Origin of the sequence: Winogradskyella sp. J14-2 (genome assembly GCF_001971725.1) — a bacterium.
Lineage (GTDB): Bacteria > Bacteroidota > Bacteroidia > Flavobacteriales > Flavobacteriaceae > Winogradskyella.
In genome coordinates this window covers 1,823,467-1,843,690 of record NZ_CP019388.1, presented here as the reverse complement: position 1 = coordinate 1,843,690, position 20,224 = coordinate 1,823,467, and the positions used below count along the sequence as shown (strand labels likewise).

Here is a 20,224-nt window from a genome sequence, read left to right as displayed (position 1 = left end):
ATTAGTTGATACTATAATTGTTTATAAAATAGGCGATATAATCTTCTAGTTTTGTGCCTAAGTAATAAGGTAAATTCATTAGTAAATACGGTTTTTTACCCATTGGAGTTGAATGTTGTTCAATACTAAATTCTCCACTATACATGCGAATCGCATATGGATGGTCGGCTCGATCAATGTATTGATGAAGCGATTTTAGTTTTCCTTCTTTACCAGATTTAATTTCAATAGGAATTAGTTTTTCCTTGTAAGGCATTACCAAATCAACCTCAGAAGACGCTTGTTTTTTTTCTCTCACCCAAAAATTAGGTTTAGAATAAGTGATAGTGTTGAGCGACATTAGTTCTTGAGTAATTAAATGAGGAATAATAGCCCCTTTGTAAGCATTACTCAAGTCTTCTAAAGTCAACATATCTCCTTGAATGTTTAATTCATAATTTACTAAACCAGTGTCCAAAAATTGTAAGCGCGGAGATTTTTTTAAATCTGATTTTATAGGAGACGCTATAGATGTAGTGGGATAAATTAATTGAATAATGCGCGCATCATTTAGGTTGCGCATCGCTTCTCCAACTTCTCTAGATTTATAATTGGAGTTACCAAAGTTTTGAAATTTTATACGCTCATCTAAATACAAATGTGCTGTATTCATAATGTGGCGTATAACCCTTGCATCTGTGGCGTTGTTGGCATATTTTTCTACATCGTCTTTGTAGGTTGCCCAAATACTTTCATAAACTTCTGGTAAATCTGCAACGTTATCAGTCTCTAAAAAGGTGTCTATAACTTCTGGCATACCTCCAATAATGGCGTATTGATGAAATAAATCTTTTAGTGTTTGATGTGCAAAATCCTTTACAGGTATTTCATGTAATGCCTCTAATGCTAATGATTGTTGTTTTGCGTTAAGATACTCTACAAAATTTAAAGGATGTAAATACAAGTACGACACACGACCTACTGGAAAACTCTTTACCTTGTCCATAACGTGCTCAAGCAAAGAGCCAGCTGCTATAACATGTAGTTGGGGTAAGTCTTCATAAAAATATCTTAATAATGCGATAGCTTCCGGTGATTCTTGTATTTCATCAATAAATAAAAGCACCTTGGACATAGCATTGGTCCTAATATTATTTGCTAAAAACAAAGCATCTACAAGGGTTTTGACATCTGTAAAATCTTGAAAATATCGTAAGTCTGCAGCACGCTCTAGGTTTAATGGAATAAAGTAGTCATAACCTTGAGAAAACGAGTTCACCAAAGTTGTTTTACCCACTTGTCTTGCGCCTCTTAATAAGAGCGGCTTTCGTTTTGGGTTGGCTTTCCATTGTTTTAAGCTTTTGTTTATGAGTCTTTTAAAGTGCAATGTGTTTGTCTATAATTTTAAATTGTAACAAAGTAAGGGTAAATATAACAATATTATGTAACAAAGTAATGGTAAAAAATGAAAAAAATTGTAACAAAGTAAAGGTAAAACGGGAAAAGACACCAAAACCACCTTTTTATGGCATGCTGATAACTTACCAGCCAAAAAAAGTGTGTAACGTCTGTTTGTGTTCAATGGATAAATAGAGCCCATTTGCAATTCCTTTTGAGGTTTATCATTTCAATTTTGTTAAGAATTGTCCCCTTGAGGATTATCGAAACGAAAGCTATAGGTTTTGTTGAAGATACCGAGCAAAGCTTATTAGAGATGTTTTTAAATGAAAACATAGATATGCTTGTTATATAATTAACAAATTGTAATTAATTGTACTATTCTTTCAAAATTTAGGTCAATAGCTTAAAGGTCATCTACATTTGCGCTCAAAAATAAACGCATTATGTTAGTATATAAGTTTGGTGGCACTTCAGTAGGTTCGGTAGTGAATATGAATCATGTAAAAGATATCATTAACACCAAAGACCGCAAAATTGTTGTATTGTCTGCCATGTCTAGCACTACAAATACTTTGGTTGAAATCTCAAGATTGGTTGAGGTTGATGAGCTTACAACTGCCAAAACCATCGTTACAGAACTGAACGAAACGTATAATGCTGTAGTTTACGATTTGTTGCAAGATCAGGCATTACGATTGGAAGTGAGTAAGTACGTCAATGCCAGATTCAAGCTGTTATTAGATGCGATTAACGAGCCATTTTCACAAACGTTACATAACAGTATTGTTGCCAATGGTGAATTGCTATCTACATTTATGTTTAGTCGTTTGTTACAAAAAGAAGGCTTTAACGTAAGGTTATTGCCTGCTTTAGATTTTATGCGTATTGATAACCATAACGAACCCGATAATTTTTACATCAAGCAAAACCTTAATCGACTTATCAATACTGTTGAACCAGCTGATATATACATTACACAAGGCTTTATTTGTTTAGATGCAGAAGGGCAAATTACCAACCTGCTACGTGGTGGAAGCGATTACACAGCAACTATTATTGGTGCAGCTATTGAAGCTGATGAGGTGCAAATCTGGACCGATATTGACGGATTCCACAACAACGATCCTCGTTACGTTAACGATACACAAGCCTTATCGCATTTGTCGTACGATGAAGCTGCTGAGTTGGCTTATTTTGGTGCTAAGATTTTGCATCCGCAAACCGTAATGCCAGTACGTCAACTCGATATTCCATTACGACTCAAAAACACCATGGCACCACAGGCACATGGAACCTTAATTACCAACCAAATTCATGGAGAAGGCATTAAAGCCATTGCAGCAAAAGATGGTATTACGGCTATAAAAATTAAGTCGGTACGTATGCTGTTAGCACACGGCTTTTTAAAGAAAGTATTTGAAGTTTTTGAGCGTTACGAAACCTCAATAGATATGGTAACCACCTCAGAAATTGCAGTGTCCTTAACCATAGACAACACCACACATTTAGAAGCCATAACCGAAGAACTCGAAAAATTTGCAACTGTAGCTATTGACGACTATATGAGTATTGTTTGTCTGGTCGGTAACAATATTATTTATCATCCTGATACGCCAGAACTCTTTCAGGTGTTACAAGATGTTAATGTGCGTATGATTGCTTATGGTGGTAGCAACAACAATATTTCACTTTTAGTTAATACTAGCGATAAGTTAGAAACTTTGCAGAAGTTGCAGCGTTATGTTTTTGAGGGTGGTTTTGTGGGAGTTTAACTGCTTTACCTATTAATCTCTTACTTAATAATTTTTATAAGTAGTCGTTAAATGACGTATTTGTTTTACTATTTAGTATTGAATAATTCTATGAAATTTTCAATATTAATCACTTCTGTGGGTTTTTCATTTGTAGTCGAAAACTTCACGAATTCATACCATTCCATATTAAATGCAAAGTCAACTTTGTTAAATTCCCGAACACCAACTTTTGAAGGATAAAAAAACATTTTGTCAATTAATTTTTCTTTAATTTTTAAAGTTGCAACTGTAACATCGATTTGATTAGGGTTATTAAAGACCAAACGACCAAATTGTTTGTAATTCCCATTATCTCGATGTAAATACTCAAAAGCCAAATTATTTTTTAAAACGCTCATTATTATGGTAAGTTAAAAATTTTTCATCAGGTAAAAACTTTGATGGTAAAAAGATATCTCTTTCATGATATTGAAAAAAGTATTTTTCTAAAGAATCTGTTTTTCTCTTTTTTAACAATATTGAAGAGATTTTAATTTTATAATCTGTAGTTATTGTCATTAACCCATTTTCAAAAGCCTTATCGTGCAAGGCATTAATTGCAATACCATTTCTAGGATTCAATCGGTTTTTTTCATCTTGGCTCCAAGGTTTAATGTGTCCAGCAACTAATAATTCACTTTGTTTAATTCCAGTCACGCAACAAGTGTTATTGTATGAAGCTAAAATAGAGCTTCTAAAAAACGATTGATTAACTCTAACTTTTACAACTCTTTCTCTTTCCTCACCCTTAGGTAAGCTTTTAGAATCTATATTATTTAATTCTTCGATTGACTTTCTTTCAAATTTAGATAATAACTTCTCACTTTCAAATGGTAATTCTTCCCAATTATTATAAAATTCATCCCAAATAACTTTATCAAGCTTACTTGAATTTGAAGCTCCTTTGATCCCTCTTGCTTGTAGACTTGGATCTAGGCTTGCAAAATTTACTAACTTGTAAGCTATGGAACTTGGTGTTCTTCCAATGAGGTTGGCTAAATGAACTATTTGAGGGTTAGTTCTATGCAATTTTCCAAAAGGTAATTTACAATAAAGGTTTATCGCTAAAATTAATTCATCTCTTGTCCAAAGTCTTTGGCCTTTTTTCATAATAAAAAATCATGTTTTATCAGAATTTTAATTCATCAACTCCTCAATCTCTTCAGCTTCAATATTAAAAATAATAACTTACCTCTTATAAATAGCTCCAGTAGCAAAATCAACAATAAGACCAGGTGCAAAAAGTAGGATATCTGCAATAAGCCATCCTACTCTAACATCGCGTTGTTGTTGTCCTGGTACAGGTTTTGTTTTTTGACTCGATGAAATTGGTCCACCTAAAATCGTGGCACATCCTGTGGTGCTAAAAAGCAAGCTTAAACAAAGTAAGCCTATACAAATACGTTTCATGTATAATCAGTTTTGGTTATTATGCGTTCATTAATTCTTCAATCTCGTTCGCTTCAATTGGGATATTCGCCATTAAGTTAAACGGTTCTCCTTGTTCTTGTATCACCACATCATCCTCTAAACGGACACCAAAACCTTCATCTGGAATATAAATACCAGGCTCTACCGTAAACACCATGTTGGCTTGCATTGGTTCGTGTAGTAAACCGTAATCGTGCGTGTCTAAACCAATATGGTGACTTGTACCATGCATAAAGTACTTTTTGTACGCTGGCCAATCTGGATTTTCGTTTTGCACATCAGCTTTATCCAATAAACCAAGACCCAATAATTCAGATGTCATTAATTTACCAACTTCAACGTGGTAGTCTGCCCAAATAGTACCAGGCACAAGCATTTTGGTAGCTTCATCCTTAACACGATTTACGGCATTGTAGACTTGTTTTTGCCTATTAGTAAACTTTCCAGAAACAGGTATGGTTCTACTCATATCACTAGAGTAGTTAGCATATTCTGCACCAACATCGAGCAGAATTAAATCACCAGCTTTACACGGTTGGTTGTTTTCAATATAGTGTAAAACGTTTGCATTATTTCCTGAAGCAATAATTGGAGTATAAGCAAAACCTTTAGAGCGGTTGTTAAGGAACTCGTGCATAAACTCAGCTTCTAAGTTGTATTCCCAAACACCAGGTTTTGTGAATTCTAAAATGCGTCTAAACCCTTTTTCGGTAATATTACAAGCCTTTTGCATCAAGTCAATTTCTATAGGATCTTTTATAGAACGCAAACGCTGTAAAATCGGATTACTTTTTTCTACTTTGTGCGCAGGAAATTGTGCTTTTATCTGTTTGTTGAATCGTGCCTCGCGTGTTTCCGTTGCTACATTAGCACGATAATGTTCGTTAGTGTTAATGTAGATGGTATCTGCCTGAGCCATGATTTCTTTGAAAATTTTATCGAAATCTTGTAGCCAATACACGGTTTTTACACCAGAGGTTTCAAAGGCTTTTTCTTTGGTGAGTTTTTCACCTTCCCAAACCGCAATGTGATCATTGGTTTCGGTTAAAAATAGAATTTCACGGTGTTTAGGATTGGGGCAATCGGGAAAAAGTACCAAAATACTTTCCTCTTGGTCAACACCACTGAGGTAAAATATATTACGGTCTTGTTGAAACGGAATAGTGCTGTCCGCTCCAATAGGATAAACATCGTTTGAATTGAATACTGCTAAACTGTTTGGCTTCATCTGAGAAGCAAAGTTTTCACGGTTTTTTATGAATAGGTTACGGTCTATAGGATGGTATTTCATAAAGAAAATTTATTTTTCTATTCCCATGAAAATGGGAATTTCATTAATATTAATTAAGTGTCTGCTTGAGCGCAGTCGAAAGCTAAATCGAGTGGACAAAAAACATTTTGACTAAGCTCAAACTGACGTTTTGTTATCATGTTTTTTTGGTGACTCAAAAATAAACAAAGTAAAACGCAAGCCCAAGTCTACTAAGATAATCTGTTAAACTTTGTTTATAAATTTTGAGGATATATGGATTAATGGCTAAATTCAGCCAACTTTAATTACTGTCACATTGAGTGCAGTCGAAATGTAATTGAGAAATATCTTTAAGATTAGTTCTCGACTGCGCTCTATCTGACAATAAAAATAAAAACTAACCAACATGTTTAGAACTAAATTCCTGTCGTTTGCATTTGCCGCAAGTGCTTTAGTGGTTTTTGCACAACAACCAGCAACCTCTGCAGAAACCGTAAAAAGAGCCCTAGCAGAAAAACGCGAAATGGCCAAAACCTCATTGGTAAAAAATGTGCCTTTTGAAAATATTGGGCCAACTATAATGAGTGGTCGTGTGGTTGATGTGGATGTAAATCCTGAAATGCCATCCGAATTTTACGTAGGTTATGCCTCAGGTGGAGTATGGCACACCACAAATAATGGTACTACTTTTACACCAATTTTAGATGGTTCAGATACGCAGAATGTTGGTGATATTGCTGTGCATTGGCCAACCCGAACCATCTATGTTGGCACAGGCGAAAATAATGCGTCGCGTTCCTCGTATGCAGGTATTGGTTTGTTGAAGTCTAATGACAATGGCCAAACTTGGGAAAACATTGGCTTAATGGATGCGCACCACTTTGCGCCTATTTTAATTCATCCCGATAATCCAAATGTCATTACCGTTGGTGTTACAGGACATTTGTACTCGCCAAATAAAGAACGTGGAATTTATAAAACTACTGATGGTGGAAAAACGTGGAAACAAACCCTTTTTGTAGATGATGAAAGTGGTATTATCGATTTGCAACATAGTCCAAAAAATTACAATGTGATGTTTGCAACATCATGGACAAAAGACCGAAAAGCGTGGAACTTTAAAGGAAATGGCGACAACTCGGCTATTTACAAAAGCACAGATGCAGGTGAAACGTGGATTAAAGTGTCCACAGAAAAAAGCGGTTTCCCAACAGGTGAAGGAGTAGGAAGAATCGGTATAGCAGTCTTTAATGATGATGTGGTCTATGCCATCCACGATAACCAATTCCGAAGAGCGGACGACAAAACATCGGATAAAAAAGAAGGATTGACAAAGGACGATTTTAAAACCATGTCAACTTCAGATTTTTTGGCTTTAGAAGATAAAAAACTAGACCAATTTCTAAAAAATAATGGCTTTCAGGAAAAATACCGAGCGCAGAACGTAAAGAAAATGGTGCGCTCGGGCAATGTAAAACCTATTGATTTAGCAAAATATTTAGAGGATGCCAATTCCATGTTGTTCGATACTCCAGTAATTGGTGCCGAAGTTTATAAAAGTACCGATGGCGGACAAACTTGGAGTAAAACCCACGAGGATTTCTTAGATGGCATCTATTATAGTTATGGCTATTATTTTGGTCACATCCATGTGTCACCAGTAAACGAAAATGACATTTACATCTATGGTGTGCCAATTGTAAAGTCTAAAGATGGAGGAAAAACATTTACAAGCATTAGTGCAGAAAATGTGCATGCCGATCATCATGCACTTTGGATTAACCCAAAAAATCCTAATCATTTAATTGATGGTAATGATGGAGGTATCAATATTTCTTATGATGATGGCGAAAACTGGATAAAGAACAATTCGCCTTCAGTAGGACAATTCTATGCTATTAATGTGGACAACGAAAAACCATATAATGTGTATGGAGGTTTACAAGATAATGGTGTTTGGGTTGGTGCACACAATGCACGCGAAGATAAAAGCTGGCATCAAGAAGGACAGTATCCATGGAAATCCATAATGGGAGGTGATGGTATGCAAATTCAAATTGATAACAGAAATTCTAATATTGTGTACACAGGTTACCAATTCGGTAATTATTACAGATTAAATCTTGAAACTGAAGATGCAACTTACATTCAACCAAAGCATACTTTAGGCGAAAATCCGTACCGTTTTAATTGGCAAACACCAATTTTACTGTCGCCTCACAATCAGGATATTTTGTATTTGGGAGGTAATAAATTAATGCGTTCCATGAATCAAGGTAACGATTGGGAAGCCATTAGTGATGATCTAACCAATGGAGGTAAAAAAGGAAATGTGGCTTACGGTACATTAACGTCTATTTCAGAAAGTCCGTTTCAATTTGGGTTAATTTACACAGGAAGTGATGACGGTTTAGTGCACATCACCAAAAATGGTGGTGGCAGCTGGACAAACGTTTCAAAGTCATTTCCAAAGGATTTGTGGGTAAGTCGTGTGATTGCGTCTCAACACAAAAAAGAGCGAGTTTATGTGACCTTGAATGGTTACCGTTGGGACGATTTTAAAGTTTATGCCTTCATGAGTGATGATTATGGACAGACATGGAAAGACATCAGCGGAAACATTCCAGCATCTCCAGTAAACGTGATAAAAGAAGATCCTAAAAACGAAAATATCCTATACTTAGGAACCGATAACGGAGCCTATGTGTCTTTTAATAAAGGTACATCTTGGGAAGTATTTTCAAAAGGATTACCGAATGTGGCTATTCATGATATTGTGGTACAACCAGAAGCTAATGATTTATTGTTAGGTACACACGGACGAAGCATCTATAAAACCAATATTGAAGCTTTACAGCAAATGAATCCCGACTTGAAAGCGAAATCAACAACCATTTTTGATGTTGGTTCTGTAAGACACTCTGGTCGTTGGGGAAGTGCTTGGAGTCAATGGTCAAATGCTTACGAACCGAGCAAAACAATACAGTTTTACAGTAATACTTCTGGCGAAAAAACGATAAAAATAGTATCAGAAAATGGAGTTGAGTTAAATAGCTTTAAACTAAACGTTGATAAAGGATTTAATTACACAGATTACGATTTAACCCTTTCTGAAAAAGGAAAGAAAGCTTTGGAAAAAGCGAATAAAGAATTAAAGATTGGTAAATCTGGCAATGGAAAATATTACTTGCCAAAAGGCGTTTATATTATTGAAATCAATGATGCCAAATCGACTTTAGAAATAAAATAAAACAACCCTAAATCTAAATAATCATGAAAAAAATCATCTTACTTTTTATAGTTTTTAGCTTATTTATGGCTTGTGGAGAAGATCAGGATGATAATCTTAGCACCTCACCGCAGCTAATCATTAAACTAAAATTTGACCCTAATCAAGAGCGTTTAGGTAATTTAGGTGAACCAGTTACTGTTCCAGATGGTAATGCAGCACAATCACCTACTATCGAGCGGATGAGTGCCAATTACATAGAGTTGGCACCAACAGCAACAACGCTTTTAGGAGAAGGAGAAGTGATTTATGTAGGCTCTGAAACAGAATCAGGTGGAGCTATGGCAATTGATTTTCAGCAAGCTATATTTGCAGGAGATGATGAGGTGTTTTTAAGTGTTCCGCTGAGCGAAGTACAAGCAGGTTCTTACGAATGGGTAAGAGTATCATTATCCTATCAAGAAGGTAACATTCAGGTCTTAACAGAAAATGCTGAAGAAATCACAGGACGTTTGGCAAGTTTTGTTGGATACAACAATTACATCACAGATTTTGATTTAAACGGAAGTACAATCACTGTAAACGATGATGTCTTACAAGGTTTTTGGGCTTTTGAAGCATTAGGATTTACAACGCAAGGGCAAGCACCAGAAGGCGCAACCACTGTGCCCAATCCATTATTTGATTCATCTCCAGTACCACAAGGCTCTTGTGTGGTTACGGGCGAATTTACAACACCATTTACCTTAACAGGAAATGAAACACAAGATGTTGAGGTAACATTGTCCTTTTCAATTAATAATTCGTTTGAATGGGTAGAAGTGAATGAAGACGGTAAATATGAGCCATCAGCAGGTGAACAAGTTGTAGATATGGGTTTAAGAGGTTTGATTCCGAGCGCTTCTAATTAAAACGATTCTAAATAAATAATTATATTTTAGACTTGTTGGCAAAACGCCATTTGTGCAGTATTTTTGTTGCACTAACAAAAAGATTAGATCTACAATGAGCGGAATTTTTAATTCTTCGATAGGAAGAAAGTTTGCTATGGCTCTTTCGGCATTCTTCTTAATGATTTTCCTAGTAATGCACGTTTCTATAAATTTCACCTCAGTCTTTAGTGAGGAATTATTTAATGAATTATCACACTTTATGGGTACTAATCCTGTGGTTCAAGGATTAATGCAACCAATTTTAATATTCGGTGTTATTTTTCATTTTGTAATGGGATTTATTTTAGAAGCAAAGAACAAAGCTTCTAGAAATGTAAAATATGCAAAAAATGAAGCTTCAGGCAATTCTAGTTGGGTTTCTAGAAATATGTTACTTACAGGTTTAGTGGTTTTAGCATTTTTAGGAATTCATTTTTATGATTTTTGGGTGCATGAAATGACTGTAAAATACGTTAATGGAGACATGAGCGGTTTAATAGATCCTAACAATGCCGAGTCAGGATATCGCTATTATGAAGAATTAAGAGAAAAGTTTGTAAGTCCAGTAAGGGTCGGAATTTATGTAGTAGCTTTTGTCTTGTTGGCATTACACCTGTTGCACGGATTTAATTCAGCCTTTCAGTCAGTTGGTGCTAACAATAAGTATACAAAAAGTCTTAAAGGATTTAGTAAAGTGTACGCTATAGGGATTCCTGCTTTATTTATTTTCATTGCAGTTTACCATCACTTTACGCACTAAAAATTAATGCTATGTCAATATTAGATTCTAAAATACCAGATGGTCCATTAGCGGACAAGTGGACCAAACATAAAAACGAAATTAATTTGGTCAATCCAGCTAATAAGCGCCTGATAGACGTTATTATCGTAGGTACAGGTTTAGCTGGTGGCTCTGCCGCGGCAACGCTTGCCGAGCTTGGTTATAATGTAAAGGCATTTTGCTTTCAGGATTCACCAAGACGCGCACATTCTATTGCAGCACAAGGAGGTATTAATGCGGCCAAAAATTACCAAGGCGATGGTGATTCTACATACCGTTTATTTTATGATACTGTAAAAGGTGGTGATTACCGTTCGCGCGAAGCTAACGTGTATCGTTTGGCGGAGGTCTCTACAAATATTATCGACCAGTGTGTGGCGCAAGGAGTGCCTTTTGCAAGAGAATATGGTGGGCTTTTAGATAACCGCTCATTTGGAGGTGTATTGGTATCACGTACATTTTATGCTAAAGGGCAAACAGGGCAGCAACTATTATTAGGAGCTTATGCTGCCATGAATCGCCAAATAGGTCGTGGTAAAATAAAAATGTATACTCGTCACGAAATGTTAGACGTGGTGGTGGTTGATGGAAAAGCAAGAGGAATCATTGCACGTAACCTCGTAACTGGTGAAATAGAAAGACATTCGGCTCATGCCGTTGTATTAGGAACTGGTGGTTACGGTAATGCCTTTTATTTATCAACCTATGCAATGGGTTCTAATGTAACAGCAGCTTGGAAAGCACACAAACGTGGTGCCTTCTTTGCCAACCCTTGTTATACGCAAATTCACCCAACATGCATTCCGGTTTCAGGAGATCATCAATCAAAATTAACTTTGATGTCCGAGTCGTTACGTAACGATGGCCGTATTTGGGTACCAAAACATAAAAAAGATGTTGAAGCGATTAGAAATGGAAGCTTAAAGCCAACACAAATCGCAGAAGAAGATAGAGATTATTACTTAGAGCGACGTTACCCAGCTTTTGGAAACTTAGTGCCAAGAGACGTTGCGTCTCGCGCTGCTAAAGAGCGATGCGATGCTGGTTATGGAGTTAACAAGACTGGAGAAGCCGTGTATTTGGATTTTGCCGCAGCTATTGAACGCTATGGAAAAGAGCAGGCTTATGTTAAGGGCTTAGATGTTGATGATAAAAAAGTAGTTACCGATTTAGGTAAAAAAGTAGTAGAAAATAAGTATGGTAACTTGTTTCAGATGTACGAAAAAATCGTAGATCAAAATCCGTACGAGACACCAATGATGATTTACCCTGCAGTACACTATACTATGGGCGGACTTTGGGTAGATTATAACCTTATGACTACAGTACCTGGCTTATATGCTATTGGTGAAGCTAATTTCTCAGATCACGGAGCTAATCGATTAGGTGCATCTGCATTGATGCAAGGTCTGGCCGACGGTTATTTTGTATTACCTTATACTATTGGCGACTATTTGGCACACGATATTAGAACAGGACCAATACCAACGGATAGTAAGGAATTTGATGAGGCAGAAAATAAGGTGAGAGCGGATATTAATAAGTTAATTAATAATAAAGGCTCTAAATCAGTTGACCATTTCCACAAACGATTAGGGAAAATTATGTGGAACAAGTGTGGTATGGCACGTAACGAAAAAGAACTTAAGGAAGCTATTACCGAAATTGCTGCGTTACGCGAAGAATTTTACAAAGACGTTTTTGTACCAGGAACTGAAAACGAATATAACGAAGAGTTAGCTAAAGCAGGTCGTGTAGCAGACTTCCTAGAACTAGGAGAATTATTTGCTAAGGATGCTCTAGAACGCGAGGAGTCAGCAGGTGGTCATTTTAGAGAAGAGTATCAAACTGAAGGTGGCGAAGCTTTGAGAAGACCAGAATACCAATATGTCTCAGCATGGGAGTTTAAAGGGAAGCCAAGTGAAGCAGTTCATCACAAGGAACCACTAGAGTATGAAAATATTGAAGTGAAAGAGAGAAGTTACAAATAAAAAGCTATGATGAATTTAACGTTAAAAATATGGCGTCAAAAAGACGCAAAAGACAAAGGCAAGATCGTAGATTATCCTATTAATGGTATTTCACCAGATATGTCTTTCTTAGAGATGTTAGATGTGCTTAACCAAGAATTGATTGGAAAAGGTGAAGAACCAGTAGCATTTGACCACGATTGTAGAGAGGGTATTTGCGGTACTTGCTCATTGTATATAAATGGTCGTGCCCATGGTCCTCAAACTAAAATAACGGCATGCCAGTTACACATGAGAAGTTTTAAGGATGGTGATACCATTTATATTGAGCCTTGGCGCGCAAAAGCGTTTCCGGTAGTTAAAGATTTGGTGGTAGATCGCTCATCGTTTGATCGTATTCAACAGGCTGGTGGTTTTATATCTGTTAACACTTCAGGGAATACACAGGATGCAAATGCCATTCCTATTGAAAAAGAAAATGCAGACAAAGCCTTTGATGCAGCTACTTGTATTGGTTGTGGAGCTTGTGTAGCAAGTTGTAAAAACTCTTCGGCTATGTTATTTGTTTCGGCTAAAGTTTCTCAGTTTGCATTGCTACCACAAGGCCAAGTAGAAGCTACAGACCGTGTGTTAAATATGGTAAAACAAATGGATGAAGAAGGTTTTGGTAATTGTACTAATACTGGTGCTTGTGAGGTAGAGTGTCCAAAAGGTATTTCTTTAGAGAATATTGCACGTATGAATCGTGAATATCTTGCAGCTAGCTTAAAAGGTTAAAAGTTTCTACAAAGTAGAGATTTACAAATAATATAACAATCCCAAGGTAAACCATTATCTTGGGATTTTATTTTTTAATTAAATAATGAAGGCTACAATTCCATTTTATAAATCTCAATTATCAAAACATAATTCTGAAGCCAAACGCATTTATAAAACAATGAGTTTGTATAGTTTGCTAAGATTGGCCGTATTTGGTTTTACAGGGCTTGGTGTATATCTTACCTTTCAAAATTGGCAATTAGCACTGGTTATAGCTGTTTTTGGTATTGCTGTTTTTTTGTTTTTATTATCGAGGTATACCGATCTTAAAACTAAACGCCAACTTCATAAACGATTGGTTGTAATTAACGAAGATGAGATTAAAATCGCTTCAGGAGATTTTCATGATAGAGCAGATGGAAAAGTATTTCAAAATCCGGCTCATGCGTATAGTTTGGATATTGATTTATTCGGAAGAGGCTCTTTCTTTCAATATATTAACAGAACAACCATAAAGGAAGGTACGCAATCGCTTGTTAATTGTTTGCTTGCAAATGATATTACAAATATTGACGCCCGCCAAAATGCGATTAAAGAACTCGCCAACGAGCCAGAATGGAGACAATACTATTCTGGCATAGCCCAAGGTGTAAAAGTGGAACATTCTGCAAAATCCATTATTGAATGGTTAAAGGATTATAAGCCATTTTTAAGCGCAACATTATATTGGTTAACAATTGGTTTTAGTATTAGTTCAATAGCACTTTTGGTCTTAGGTTTTACTGAAATTATTCCAATAAAATATGCTGGATATTGGCTGCTTTTAGGTTTAGCTATTACAGGAAGATTTTTAAAGCCAATCAATAATGTTGCCCAAAACACCGAAAAAGCGAAAGACACCTTTAGGCAATATGCTTTATTACTGAAACAAATTGAACATAAAGAATTTCAGTCTGAATTATTACAACAACAGCAACAAAAAATACAGTCTGAAGGTGAAAAAGCCTCACAGATATTTACAAAATTCTCAAAAGCTTTAGACGCTTTAGATAACCGAAATAACTTCATTTCAGCCATTTTTGGTAATGGATATTTGCTTTGGGATATTAGGCAAACGTATCGTGTAGAACAGTGGATTAGCAAGTACGCGCATAAGGTTGAGGATTGGTTTGAAGTGGTGACCTTTTTTGATGCATACAACACTTTGGGTAACTATGCCTATAATCATCAAGACTTTACTTACCCTGAAATTACCGCAGAAAACATAACGATTAAAGCCGAAAGTTTAGGACACCCTTTATTAAATACCGAGAAACGTGTCAATAGCGATTTAGAATTGTTACAAGAGCAGTTTTTCATCGTTACAGGTGCCAATATGGCTGGTAAGAGTACGTTTTTAAGAACGGTTGCGTTGCATATTGTTATGGCAAATGTTGGTTTACCAGTATGTGCGAAAACAAGCAAATACAAACCGATTAAACTCATCACAAGTATGCGTACTACAGATTCATTAACGGATGATAGTTCGTACTTTTTTAGCGAGTTGACACGATTAAAATTTATTGTAGACACTATTGCTGAATATAAAAACTATTTTGTGATTTTAGATGAAATCCTAAAGGGCACCAACAGTACAGATAAGGCCATTGGCTCAAGAAAATTTGTAGAAAAATTAGTTAGCCAAAAAGCAACAGGAATTATCGCTACGCACGATTTAAGCCTTACTGAAATAGAAGCTGGACTAGAGACTGTAAAAAACTACTACTTTGATGCTGAAATTAAAAACGACGAACTCTTTTTTGATTATAAACTAAAGAAAGGTGTTTGCCAAAACATGAATGCGAGCTTCCTTTTGAAAAAGATGGAAATTGTTTGAGCCTATTTCAATACATGTCACGCTGAACTTGTTTCAGAATGACAAAAACTTATCATAATAAAAAACCCTTCCTGAAAAACAGAAAGGGTTCCTATATTTTTAAGAAATAAGATTCTTAAGCCTCAAAAGGGGCTATAGAAACATAAGACTTATTGTCTTTTTTCTTAGTAAATTGTACAATACCATCAACTTTAGCGTGTAAAGTGTGGTCTTTTCCTTGGTATACGTTTTCACCCGGATGGTGTGTGTTACCTCTTTGTCTTACGATAATGTTCCCAGCAACGGCAGCTTGACCACCAAAAATCTTAACACCTAAGCGTTTCGATTCTGATTCTCTACCGTTTTTAGAACTACCAACTCCTTTTTTATGAGCCATTGTCTTAAGGTTTTATTTTGTTAATATTAATGGAATAGAAAAATTACTTTTCAATACCACCGTCTAATCTGTCTTGTAATTCTTTTAGTTCGTCCCACTTACCATCAGCAGCTAATTTAGCTTGCTTGGGCCAAGTATCTGTAACGATGTGTGCTAATCTAGAGCTCGCTTCTGAAAGAACATTGCTTAATTCTTCTGGAGTTGCTTTAGCAACTTTAGCAAAAGTTTCATATCCAGCGTTTACTAATGCTTCAGCAGCTTTAGGTCCAGCACCTTCAATTTTCTTTAAGTCGTCAGCTTTACCAGTTGCTTTTTTAGCTGCTGCTTTCGGAGCGGCTTTTTCAGCTTTTGGTTCAGCTTTGGTAGCCGAGCTTGTCGAAGCTTTAGTTTCTTTTTTAGGAGCAGTTTTCTTAGCTCCAGAAGTTGTAATGCCTTCAATTACGATTTCGGTTAAGGCCTGTCTGTGTCCGTTTTTAACACGGTATCCTTTACGTCTTTTCTTCTTGAAAACTATTACTTTGTCACCTTTTAGGTGTTTTAAGACTTTTGCACTTACTTGTGCTCCGTCTATAGCTGGGGCGCCTAAAGTAACATTGTTACCATCACCTATAAGAAGTACGTTGTCAAAATCAACATTTTTACCTTCTTCTGTAGATAAACGGTTAACAAAAACTTTTTGGTCTTTTTCAACTTTAAATTGATGCCCTGCTATCTCTACAATTGCGTACATAGCGTAACGTTTTTATTAATTTGTTTATTAAATAAATATGCTTTTCTCAGAAAGCGGATGCAAATATACTCCTAAATTCCTAATCTACAAACGTTTTTGGGCTTTTGGGATATTTTAAGGCTAAATATCTGTCTTATTTTTTATTAAGGTATTTAACATTTATAGTTTTTACATTTTATTATGTTAAAAAAGCGTTTTGATTCCTTATTTTTGTGTGGCTTTGTGTAACAATACACATGTTGTTAAGACAAACACTAAAACAATTTATAATTTAAATACTATTAAATAATGAGAAAAAGCTTAATTGCTCTGGCACTCTTGTTGTTTGTTGGTTCTTACACCAACGCACAGCAAGTAGAATTTGAGGAGTACGATTTAGACAACGGTATGCATGTTATTTTGCATCAAGATAATTCTGCGCCTGTTGTTACTGTATCAGTAATGTACCATGTAGGTGCAAAAGATGAAAATCCAGAACGTACTGGTTTCGCTCACTTTTTTGAGCATTTATTGTTTGAAGGAACTGAAAATATCCCTCGAGGTGAGTGGTTTAATATTGTAACATCTAATGGCGGAAGTAATAATGCAAACACTACAGATGACAGAACCTATTATTACGAGGTTTTTCCTTCTAACAGTGTAGAGTTGGGCCTTTGGATGGAGTCTGAAAGGCTGTTACATCCTGTAATTAATCAAATAGGTGTAGATACCCAAAATGAGGTTGTTAAAGAAGAAAAGCGTTTACGTGTAGATAATCAGCCTTACGGTAATATTTTGGCCGAAATTAAAAAACGCATGTTTAAAGTACATCCTTACAAAGGAACAACCATTGGCGAAATGGAGCACTTAGATGCAGCAACCTTAGAGGAATTTCAGGCTTTTAACAAAAAATTCTATGTGCCAAATAATGCAGTATTAGTAGTAGCTGGAGATATTGATAAGCCTCAGGTTAAGAAAATGATTCAAGATTACTTTGGGCCAATACCAAGAGGAGAAGAAATAGTAAGAGATCTTCCAAGAGAAGCACCTATTACCGAGCCCATGAGAGATAAGGCTTATGACCCAAACATTCAAATCCCTGCGGTTATTGCAGCTTACAGAACACCATCCTTTAAGGATCGAGATGCTTATGTATTAGACATGATTTCTAGCTACCTAAGTGGTGGAAAAAGCTCAGTGCTCTACAAAAAAATGGTAGACGAACAGAAACAAGCTTTACAAGTGGCAGCTGTTAACATTAGTCAAGAGGATTACGGAATATACGCATTATTTGGGTTGCCACTTGGAGATGTATCTTTAGATACTTTAATCACAGAAATGGACGAGGAAATTGTAAAGATTCAAGAGGAATTAATTTCAGAGCGCGATTATCAAAAACTTCAAAATCAATTTGAAAACCAGTTTGTAAACTCTAACTCAAGCATAGAAGGTATAGCCAACTCACTGGCAAGATATTATATGCTATATGACAATGTAAACCTTATAAATGATGAAATTAAAATTTATCGTTCTATAACACGAGAAGAAATAAGAGACGTTGCAAAAAAGTATTTAAACCCTAATCAGCGTTTAATATTAGAATACTTACCAAAGAAAGATGATCAATAAAAACAAAAAGAATAGTAAAATGAAAACTAAAATATCCGCATTTATTGCATTGTTTTTAATGACAGTAAGTGTACTAAATGCACAAATAGATAGATCTAAACAGCCAGAACCAGGACCTGCACCAAAGATTACTTTAGAAAAACCAGGAGAATTTAAATTGAGTAACGGTATTGAGGTTTTAGTTGTAGAAAACCATAAATTACCTAGGGTTTCTATCTCCTTAAGAATTGATAACAAGCCTATTTCAGAAGGCGAAAAGGCAGGAATTTCCAGTATTCTAGGTGCCATGTTAGGAAACGGTACCACTAGTATTCCTAAAGATGAATTTAACGACGAAATAGATTTCTTAGGCGCCAACTTAGGATTTGGTTCTCAAAGTGCTTTTGCAAGCTCACTTTCTAAATATTCTGACAGAATAATTGAATTAATGGCAGATGCTGCCATCAATCCCTTATTAACAAAGGAAGAATTTGAAAAAGAAAAAGAAAAGCTTATAGAAAATTTAAAATCTCAAGAAAAAAGTGTAGATGCTGTTGCGGCTAGAGTAGGTTCTGCCTTATCTTATGGAGAAAAACATCCTTACGGTGAGTTTGTGACCGAAGAAACGGTAAATAATATTGAGTTTGGCGATGTTTTGGCGTTCTATGAAAAATATTTCAACCCTAATAATGCGTACTTAGTTATTGTGGGTGATGTTGAAATGGGAGATATTGAGCGTAAAGTAAAAGAGCATTTTGGTAAGTGGGAAAAATCCATAGATGTAGAAACTACAATACCAGATCCGATGCCAAATGCGCAGTACACACAAATTAATTTTGTGGATATGCCAAATGCGGTCCAGTCAAATATTTCTTTGACAAATAATGTAGATTTTAAAATGAATGACGATGACTATCACGCTGTATTGATTGCAAATAAAATCTTAGGAGGAGGTTTTGGTAGTTATCTAAATATGAATCTTAGGGAAGAACACGGTTATACCTATGGTGCCAGAACAAGTATAAGCCCAAGCAGATACGGAGTATCTCGTTTTACAGCAGGTGCAGCCGTAAGAAATATGGTTACGGATAGCGCAGTTGTAGAAACCCTTAAAGAAATTAACAGAATTAAAACAGAACCTGTTGATACTAAAGACTTAGAAAATGCAAAAGCTAAATATGTAGGTGATTTTATACTAGATTTAGAAAGTCCAAGAACTATAGCGAACTATGCTTTAAATATTAAATTAAATAACTTACCTGAAGATTTTTATTCTACGTATCTCAAGAAAATTAATGCTGTTACTAAAGAAGACGTAATGCGCGTAGCTAACAAACACTTTAGACCAGAAAATGCGCGAATCGTTGTAGTAGGTAAGGGAAGCGAAGTTTTAGAAAATCTTGAAAAAACAGGAATTCCAATAATGTATTATGATGCATACGCTAATAAAACAGAAAAGCCTGTATTCTCAAAGCCGTTGCCAGCTGATTTAACAGCAGAAACCGTGATTAAAAATTACGTTAACGCTATTGGAGGAGAGGATAACTTAAGAAAAGTAAATACAACCCTTGTCAAAGCAGAAATGACTATTCCTGGCGCACCATTTAAGCCTATGGCTACAACTAAGCAAATGGCACCAAACAAATATAAAATGGAGGTAGTTGCAGAAGGTATGGGAACATTGATGAAACAAAATTTTGATGGTACCAACGGCTACATGGAGCAACAGGGAAGGAAGATTCCGATGGAAGACAAAGAACTATCTTCTAGAAAATCTGCTCAAGGTCTTTTTGAAGAATTATATATGGAATCCTCAACTATTAAATTAGAAAGCTTAACAACTATTGAAGGTAAAGATGCTTACAAAATAAAAGTAACTAAAGATGATACAGAATCATATAGATATTATGATGCACAATCAGGTTACTTAATAAGAACAGAATCTACAGCAGAAGCACAAGGACAATCCATTACTACAACTATAGATTACTCTAACTATAAAGAAGTAGACGGTATCAAAATGCCGTATACTATGAAAGTTACTACGGGACCACAAGCATTTACGTTTGAAACCACAGAAGTAAAAATAAACGAAGGTGTAACAGCCGAAGATTTTAATTAAAACTAA

At 35.7% G+C, this 20,224-nt stretch carries 16 protein-coding genes; 9 read left to right on the top strand and 7 right to left on the bottom strand.

Annotated features, from left to right (window positions below; all coding sequences use genetic code 11):
- Position 1: 1 nt before the first annotated feature.
- A complete protein-coding gene (locus BWZ20_RS08425; protein ID WP_076618988.1) occupies positions 2-1,366 on the bottom strand; it encodes an ATP-binding protein in 1,365 nt (454 codons plus the stop codon).
- 457 nt (positions 1,367-1,823) lie between these two features.
- On the opposite strand from BWZ20_RS08425, the gene BWZ20_RS08415 reads away from it, so the two are divergent.
- Complete coding sequence (locus BWZ20_RS08415; RefSeq protein ID WP_076618982.1) at positions 1,824-3,152, top strand: aspartate kinase; 1,329 nt, start codon at positions 1,824-1,826, stop codon at positions 3,150-3,152.
- Between the two features lie 68 nt (positions 3,153-3,220).
- Here BWZ20_RS08415 and BWZ20_RS08410 read toward each other — a convergent pair whose 3' ends face one another.
- The 4 genes from BWZ20_RS08410 to BWZ20_RS08395 all read right to left on the bottom strand — a co-directional run bounded on the left by BWZ20_RS08410 (position 3,221) and on the right by BWZ20_RS08395 (position 5,895).
- The gene (locus BWZ20_RS08410) at positions 3,221-3,532 is read right to left on the bottom strand and encodes a hypothetical protein (RefSeq protein WP_076618979.1); all 312 of its coding nucleotides are present in this window, start codon (positions 3,530-3,532) and stop codon (positions 3,221-3,223) included.
- Positions 3,513-4,283 (bottom strand): HNH endonuclease, encoded by a 771-nt coding sequence (locus BWZ20_RS08405; protein ID WP_076618975.1) that lies wholly within the window; start codon positions 4,281-4,283, stop codon positions 3,513-3,515. Before BWZ20_RS08405 ends, BWZ20_RS08410 begins: the two co-directional genes overlap by 20 nt.
- A 78-nt stretch (positions 4,284-4,361) precedes the next feature.
- The gene (locus tag BWZ20_RS08400; protein ID WP_076618972.1) at positions 4,362-4,583 is read right to left on the bottom strand and encodes a hypothetical protein; all 222 of its coding nucleotides are present in this window, start codon (positions 4,581-4,583) and stop codon (positions 4,362-4,364) included.
- A gap of 19 nt (positions 4,584-4,602) precedes the next feature.
- The gene (locus tag BWZ20_RS08395; RefSeq protein WP_076618969.1) at positions 4,603-5,895 is read right to left on the bottom strand and encodes an aminopeptidase P family protein; all 1,293 of its coding nucleotides are present in this window, start codon (positions 5,893-5,895) and stop codon (positions 4,603-4,605) included.
- 367 nt (positions 5,896-6,262) lie between these two features.
- Here BWZ20_RS08395 and BWZ20_RS08390 point away from each other — a divergent pair, with 367 nt between their 5' ends.
- The 6 genes from BWZ20_RS08390 to BWZ20_RS08365 all read left to right on the top strand — a co-directional run bounded on the left by BWZ20_RS08390 (position 6,263) and on the right by BWZ20_RS08365 (position 15,403).
- Positions 6,263-9,106 carry a VPS10 domain-containing protein gene (locus BWZ20_RS08390; RefSeq protein ID WP_076618966.1) on the top strand — a complete coding sequence of 948 codons (2,844 nt, stop codon included), beginning with the start codon at positions 6,263-6,265 and terminating at the stop codon, positions 9,104-9,106.
- A gap of 23 nt (positions 9,107-9,129) precedes the next feature.
- A complete protein-coding gene (locus tag BWZ20_RS08385; protein ID WP_076618963.1) occupies positions 9,130-9,996 on the top strand; it encodes a hypothetical protein in 867 nt (288 codons plus the stop codon).
- Positions 9,997-10,090: 94 nt separating this feature from the next.
- A complete protein-coding gene (locus BWZ20_RS08380; RefSeq protein WP_076618960.1) occupies positions 10,091-10,777 on the top strand; it encodes a succinate dehydrogenase cytochrome b subunit in 687 nt (228 codons plus the stop codon).
- A gap of 11 nt (positions 10,778-10,788) precedes the next feature.
- Positions 10,789-12,789: a fumarate reductase/succinate dehydrogenase flavoprotein subunit gene (locus BWZ20_RS08375; RefSeq protein WP_076618957.1), complete on the top strand. Its 2,001-nt coding sequence runs from the start codon at positions 10,789-10,791 to the stop codon at positions 12,787-12,789.
- Positions 12,790-12,798: 9 nt separating this feature from the next.
- Positions 12,799-13,545, top strand: coding sequence for a succinate dehydrogenase/fumarate reductase iron-sulfur subunit (locus tag BWZ20_RS08370; protein WP_076618954.1), 747 nt, complete (start codon positions 12,799-12,801; stop codon positions 13,543-13,545).
- Positions 13,546-13,630: 85 nt separating this feature from the next.
- Positions 13,631-15,403 carry a MutS-related protein gene (locus BWZ20_RS08365; protein ID WP_076618952.1) on the top strand — a complete coding sequence of 591 codons (1,773 nt, stop codon included), beginning with the start codon at positions 13,631-13,633 and terminating at the stop codon, positions 15,401-15,403.
- 115 nt (positions 15,404-15,518) lie between these two features.
- On the opposite strand, the gene rpmA is transcribed toward BWZ20_RS08365, so the two are convergent.
- The gene (gene rpmA, locus BWZ20_RS08360; RefSeq protein WP_076618949.1) at positions 15,519-15,779 is read right to left on the bottom strand and encodes a 50S ribosomal protein L27; all 261 of its coding nucleotides are present in this window, start codon (positions 15,777-15,779) and stop codon (positions 15,519-15,521) included.
- 43 nt (positions 15,780-15,822) lie between these two features.
- On the bottom strand, positions 15,823-16,509 hold the full coding sequence (gene rplU / locus BWZ20_RS08355) for a 50S ribosomal protein L21 (protein WP_076618947.1): 687 nt from the start codon (positions 16,507-16,509) through the stop codon (positions 15,823-15,825).
- Positions 16,510-16,797: 288 nt separating this feature from the next.
- On the opposite strand from rplU, the gene BWZ20_RS08350 reads away from it, so the two are divergent.
- Positions 16,798-18,117, top strand: coding sequence for a M16 family metallopeptidase (locus BWZ20_RS08350; protein WP_076618944.1), 1,320 nt, complete (start codon positions 16,798-16,800; stop codon positions 18,115-18,117).
- Between the two features lie 19 nt (positions 18,118-18,136).
- Positions 18,137-20,218 (top strand): M16 family metallopeptidase, encoded by a 2,082-nt coding sequence (locus tag BWZ20_RS08345; RefSeq protein WP_076621306.1) that lies wholly within the window; start codon positions 18,137-18,139, stop codon positions 20,216-20,218.
- Positions 20,219-20,224 lie beyond the last annotated feature (6 nt).

Bases quoted from the DNA above. Each gene is read 5' to 3' on its own strand.
- BWZ20_RS08410 (WP_076618979.1), bottom strand. From the start codon at position 3,532: ATGAGCGTTTTAAAAAATAATTTGGCTTTTGAGTATTTACATCGAGAT.
- BWZ20_RS08365 (WP_076618952.1), top strand. From the start codon at position 13,631: ATGAAGGCTACAATTCCATTTTATAAATCTCAATTATCAAAACATAAT.
- BWZ20_RS08405 (WP_076618975.1), bottom strand. From the start codon at position 4,283: ATGAAAAAAGGCCAAAGACTTTGGACAAGAGATGAATTAATTTTAGCG.
- rplU (WP_076618947.1), bottom strand. From the start codon at position 16,509: ATGTACGCAATTGTAGAGATAGCAGGGCATCAATTTAAAGTTGAAAAA.
- BWZ20_RS08350 (WP_076618944.1), top strand. From the start codon at position 16,798: ATGAGAAAAAGCTTAATTGCTCTGGCACTCTTGTTGTTTGTTGGTTCT.
- BWZ20_RS08415 (WP_076618982.1), top strand. From the start codon at position 1,824: ATGTTAGTATATAAGTTTGGTGGCACTTCAGTAGGTTCGGTAGTGAAT.
- BWZ20_RS08345 (WP_076621306.1), top strand. From the start codon at position 18,137: ATGAAAACTAAAATATCCGCATTTATTGCATTGTTTTTAATGACAGTA.
- BWZ20_RS08380 (WP_076618960.1), top strand. From the start codon at position 10,091: ATGAGCGGAATTTTTAATTCTTCGATAGGAAGAAAGTTTGCTATGGCT.
- BWZ20_RS08385 (WP_076618963.1), top strand. From the start codon at position 9,130: ATGAAAAAAATCATCTTACTTTTTATAGTTTTTAGCTTATTTATGGCT.
- BWZ20_RS08370 (WP_076618954.1), top strand. From the start codon at position 12,799: ATGAATTTAACGTTAAAAATATGGCGTCAAAAAGACGCAAAAGACAAA.
- rpmA (WP_076618949.1), bottom strand. From the start codon at position 15,779: ATGGCTCATAAAAAAGGAGTTGGTAGTTCTAAAAACGGTAGAGAATCA.
- BWZ20_RS08375 (WP_076618957.1), top strand. From the start codon at position 10,789: ATGTCAATATTAGATTCTAAAATACCAGATGGTCCATTAGCGGACAAG.
- BWZ20_RS08390 (WP_076618966.1), top strand. From the start codon at position 6,263: ATGTTTAGAACTAAATTCCTGTCGTTTGCATTTGCCGCAAGTGCTTTA.
- BWZ20_RS08395 (WP_076618969.1), bottom strand. From the start codon at position 5,895: ATGAAATACCATCCTATAGACCGTAACCTATTCATAAAAAACCGTGAA.
- BWZ20_RS08400 (WP_076618972.1), bottom strand. From the start codon at position 4,583: ATGAAACGTATTTGTATAGGCTTACTTTGTTTAAGCTTGCTTTTTAGC.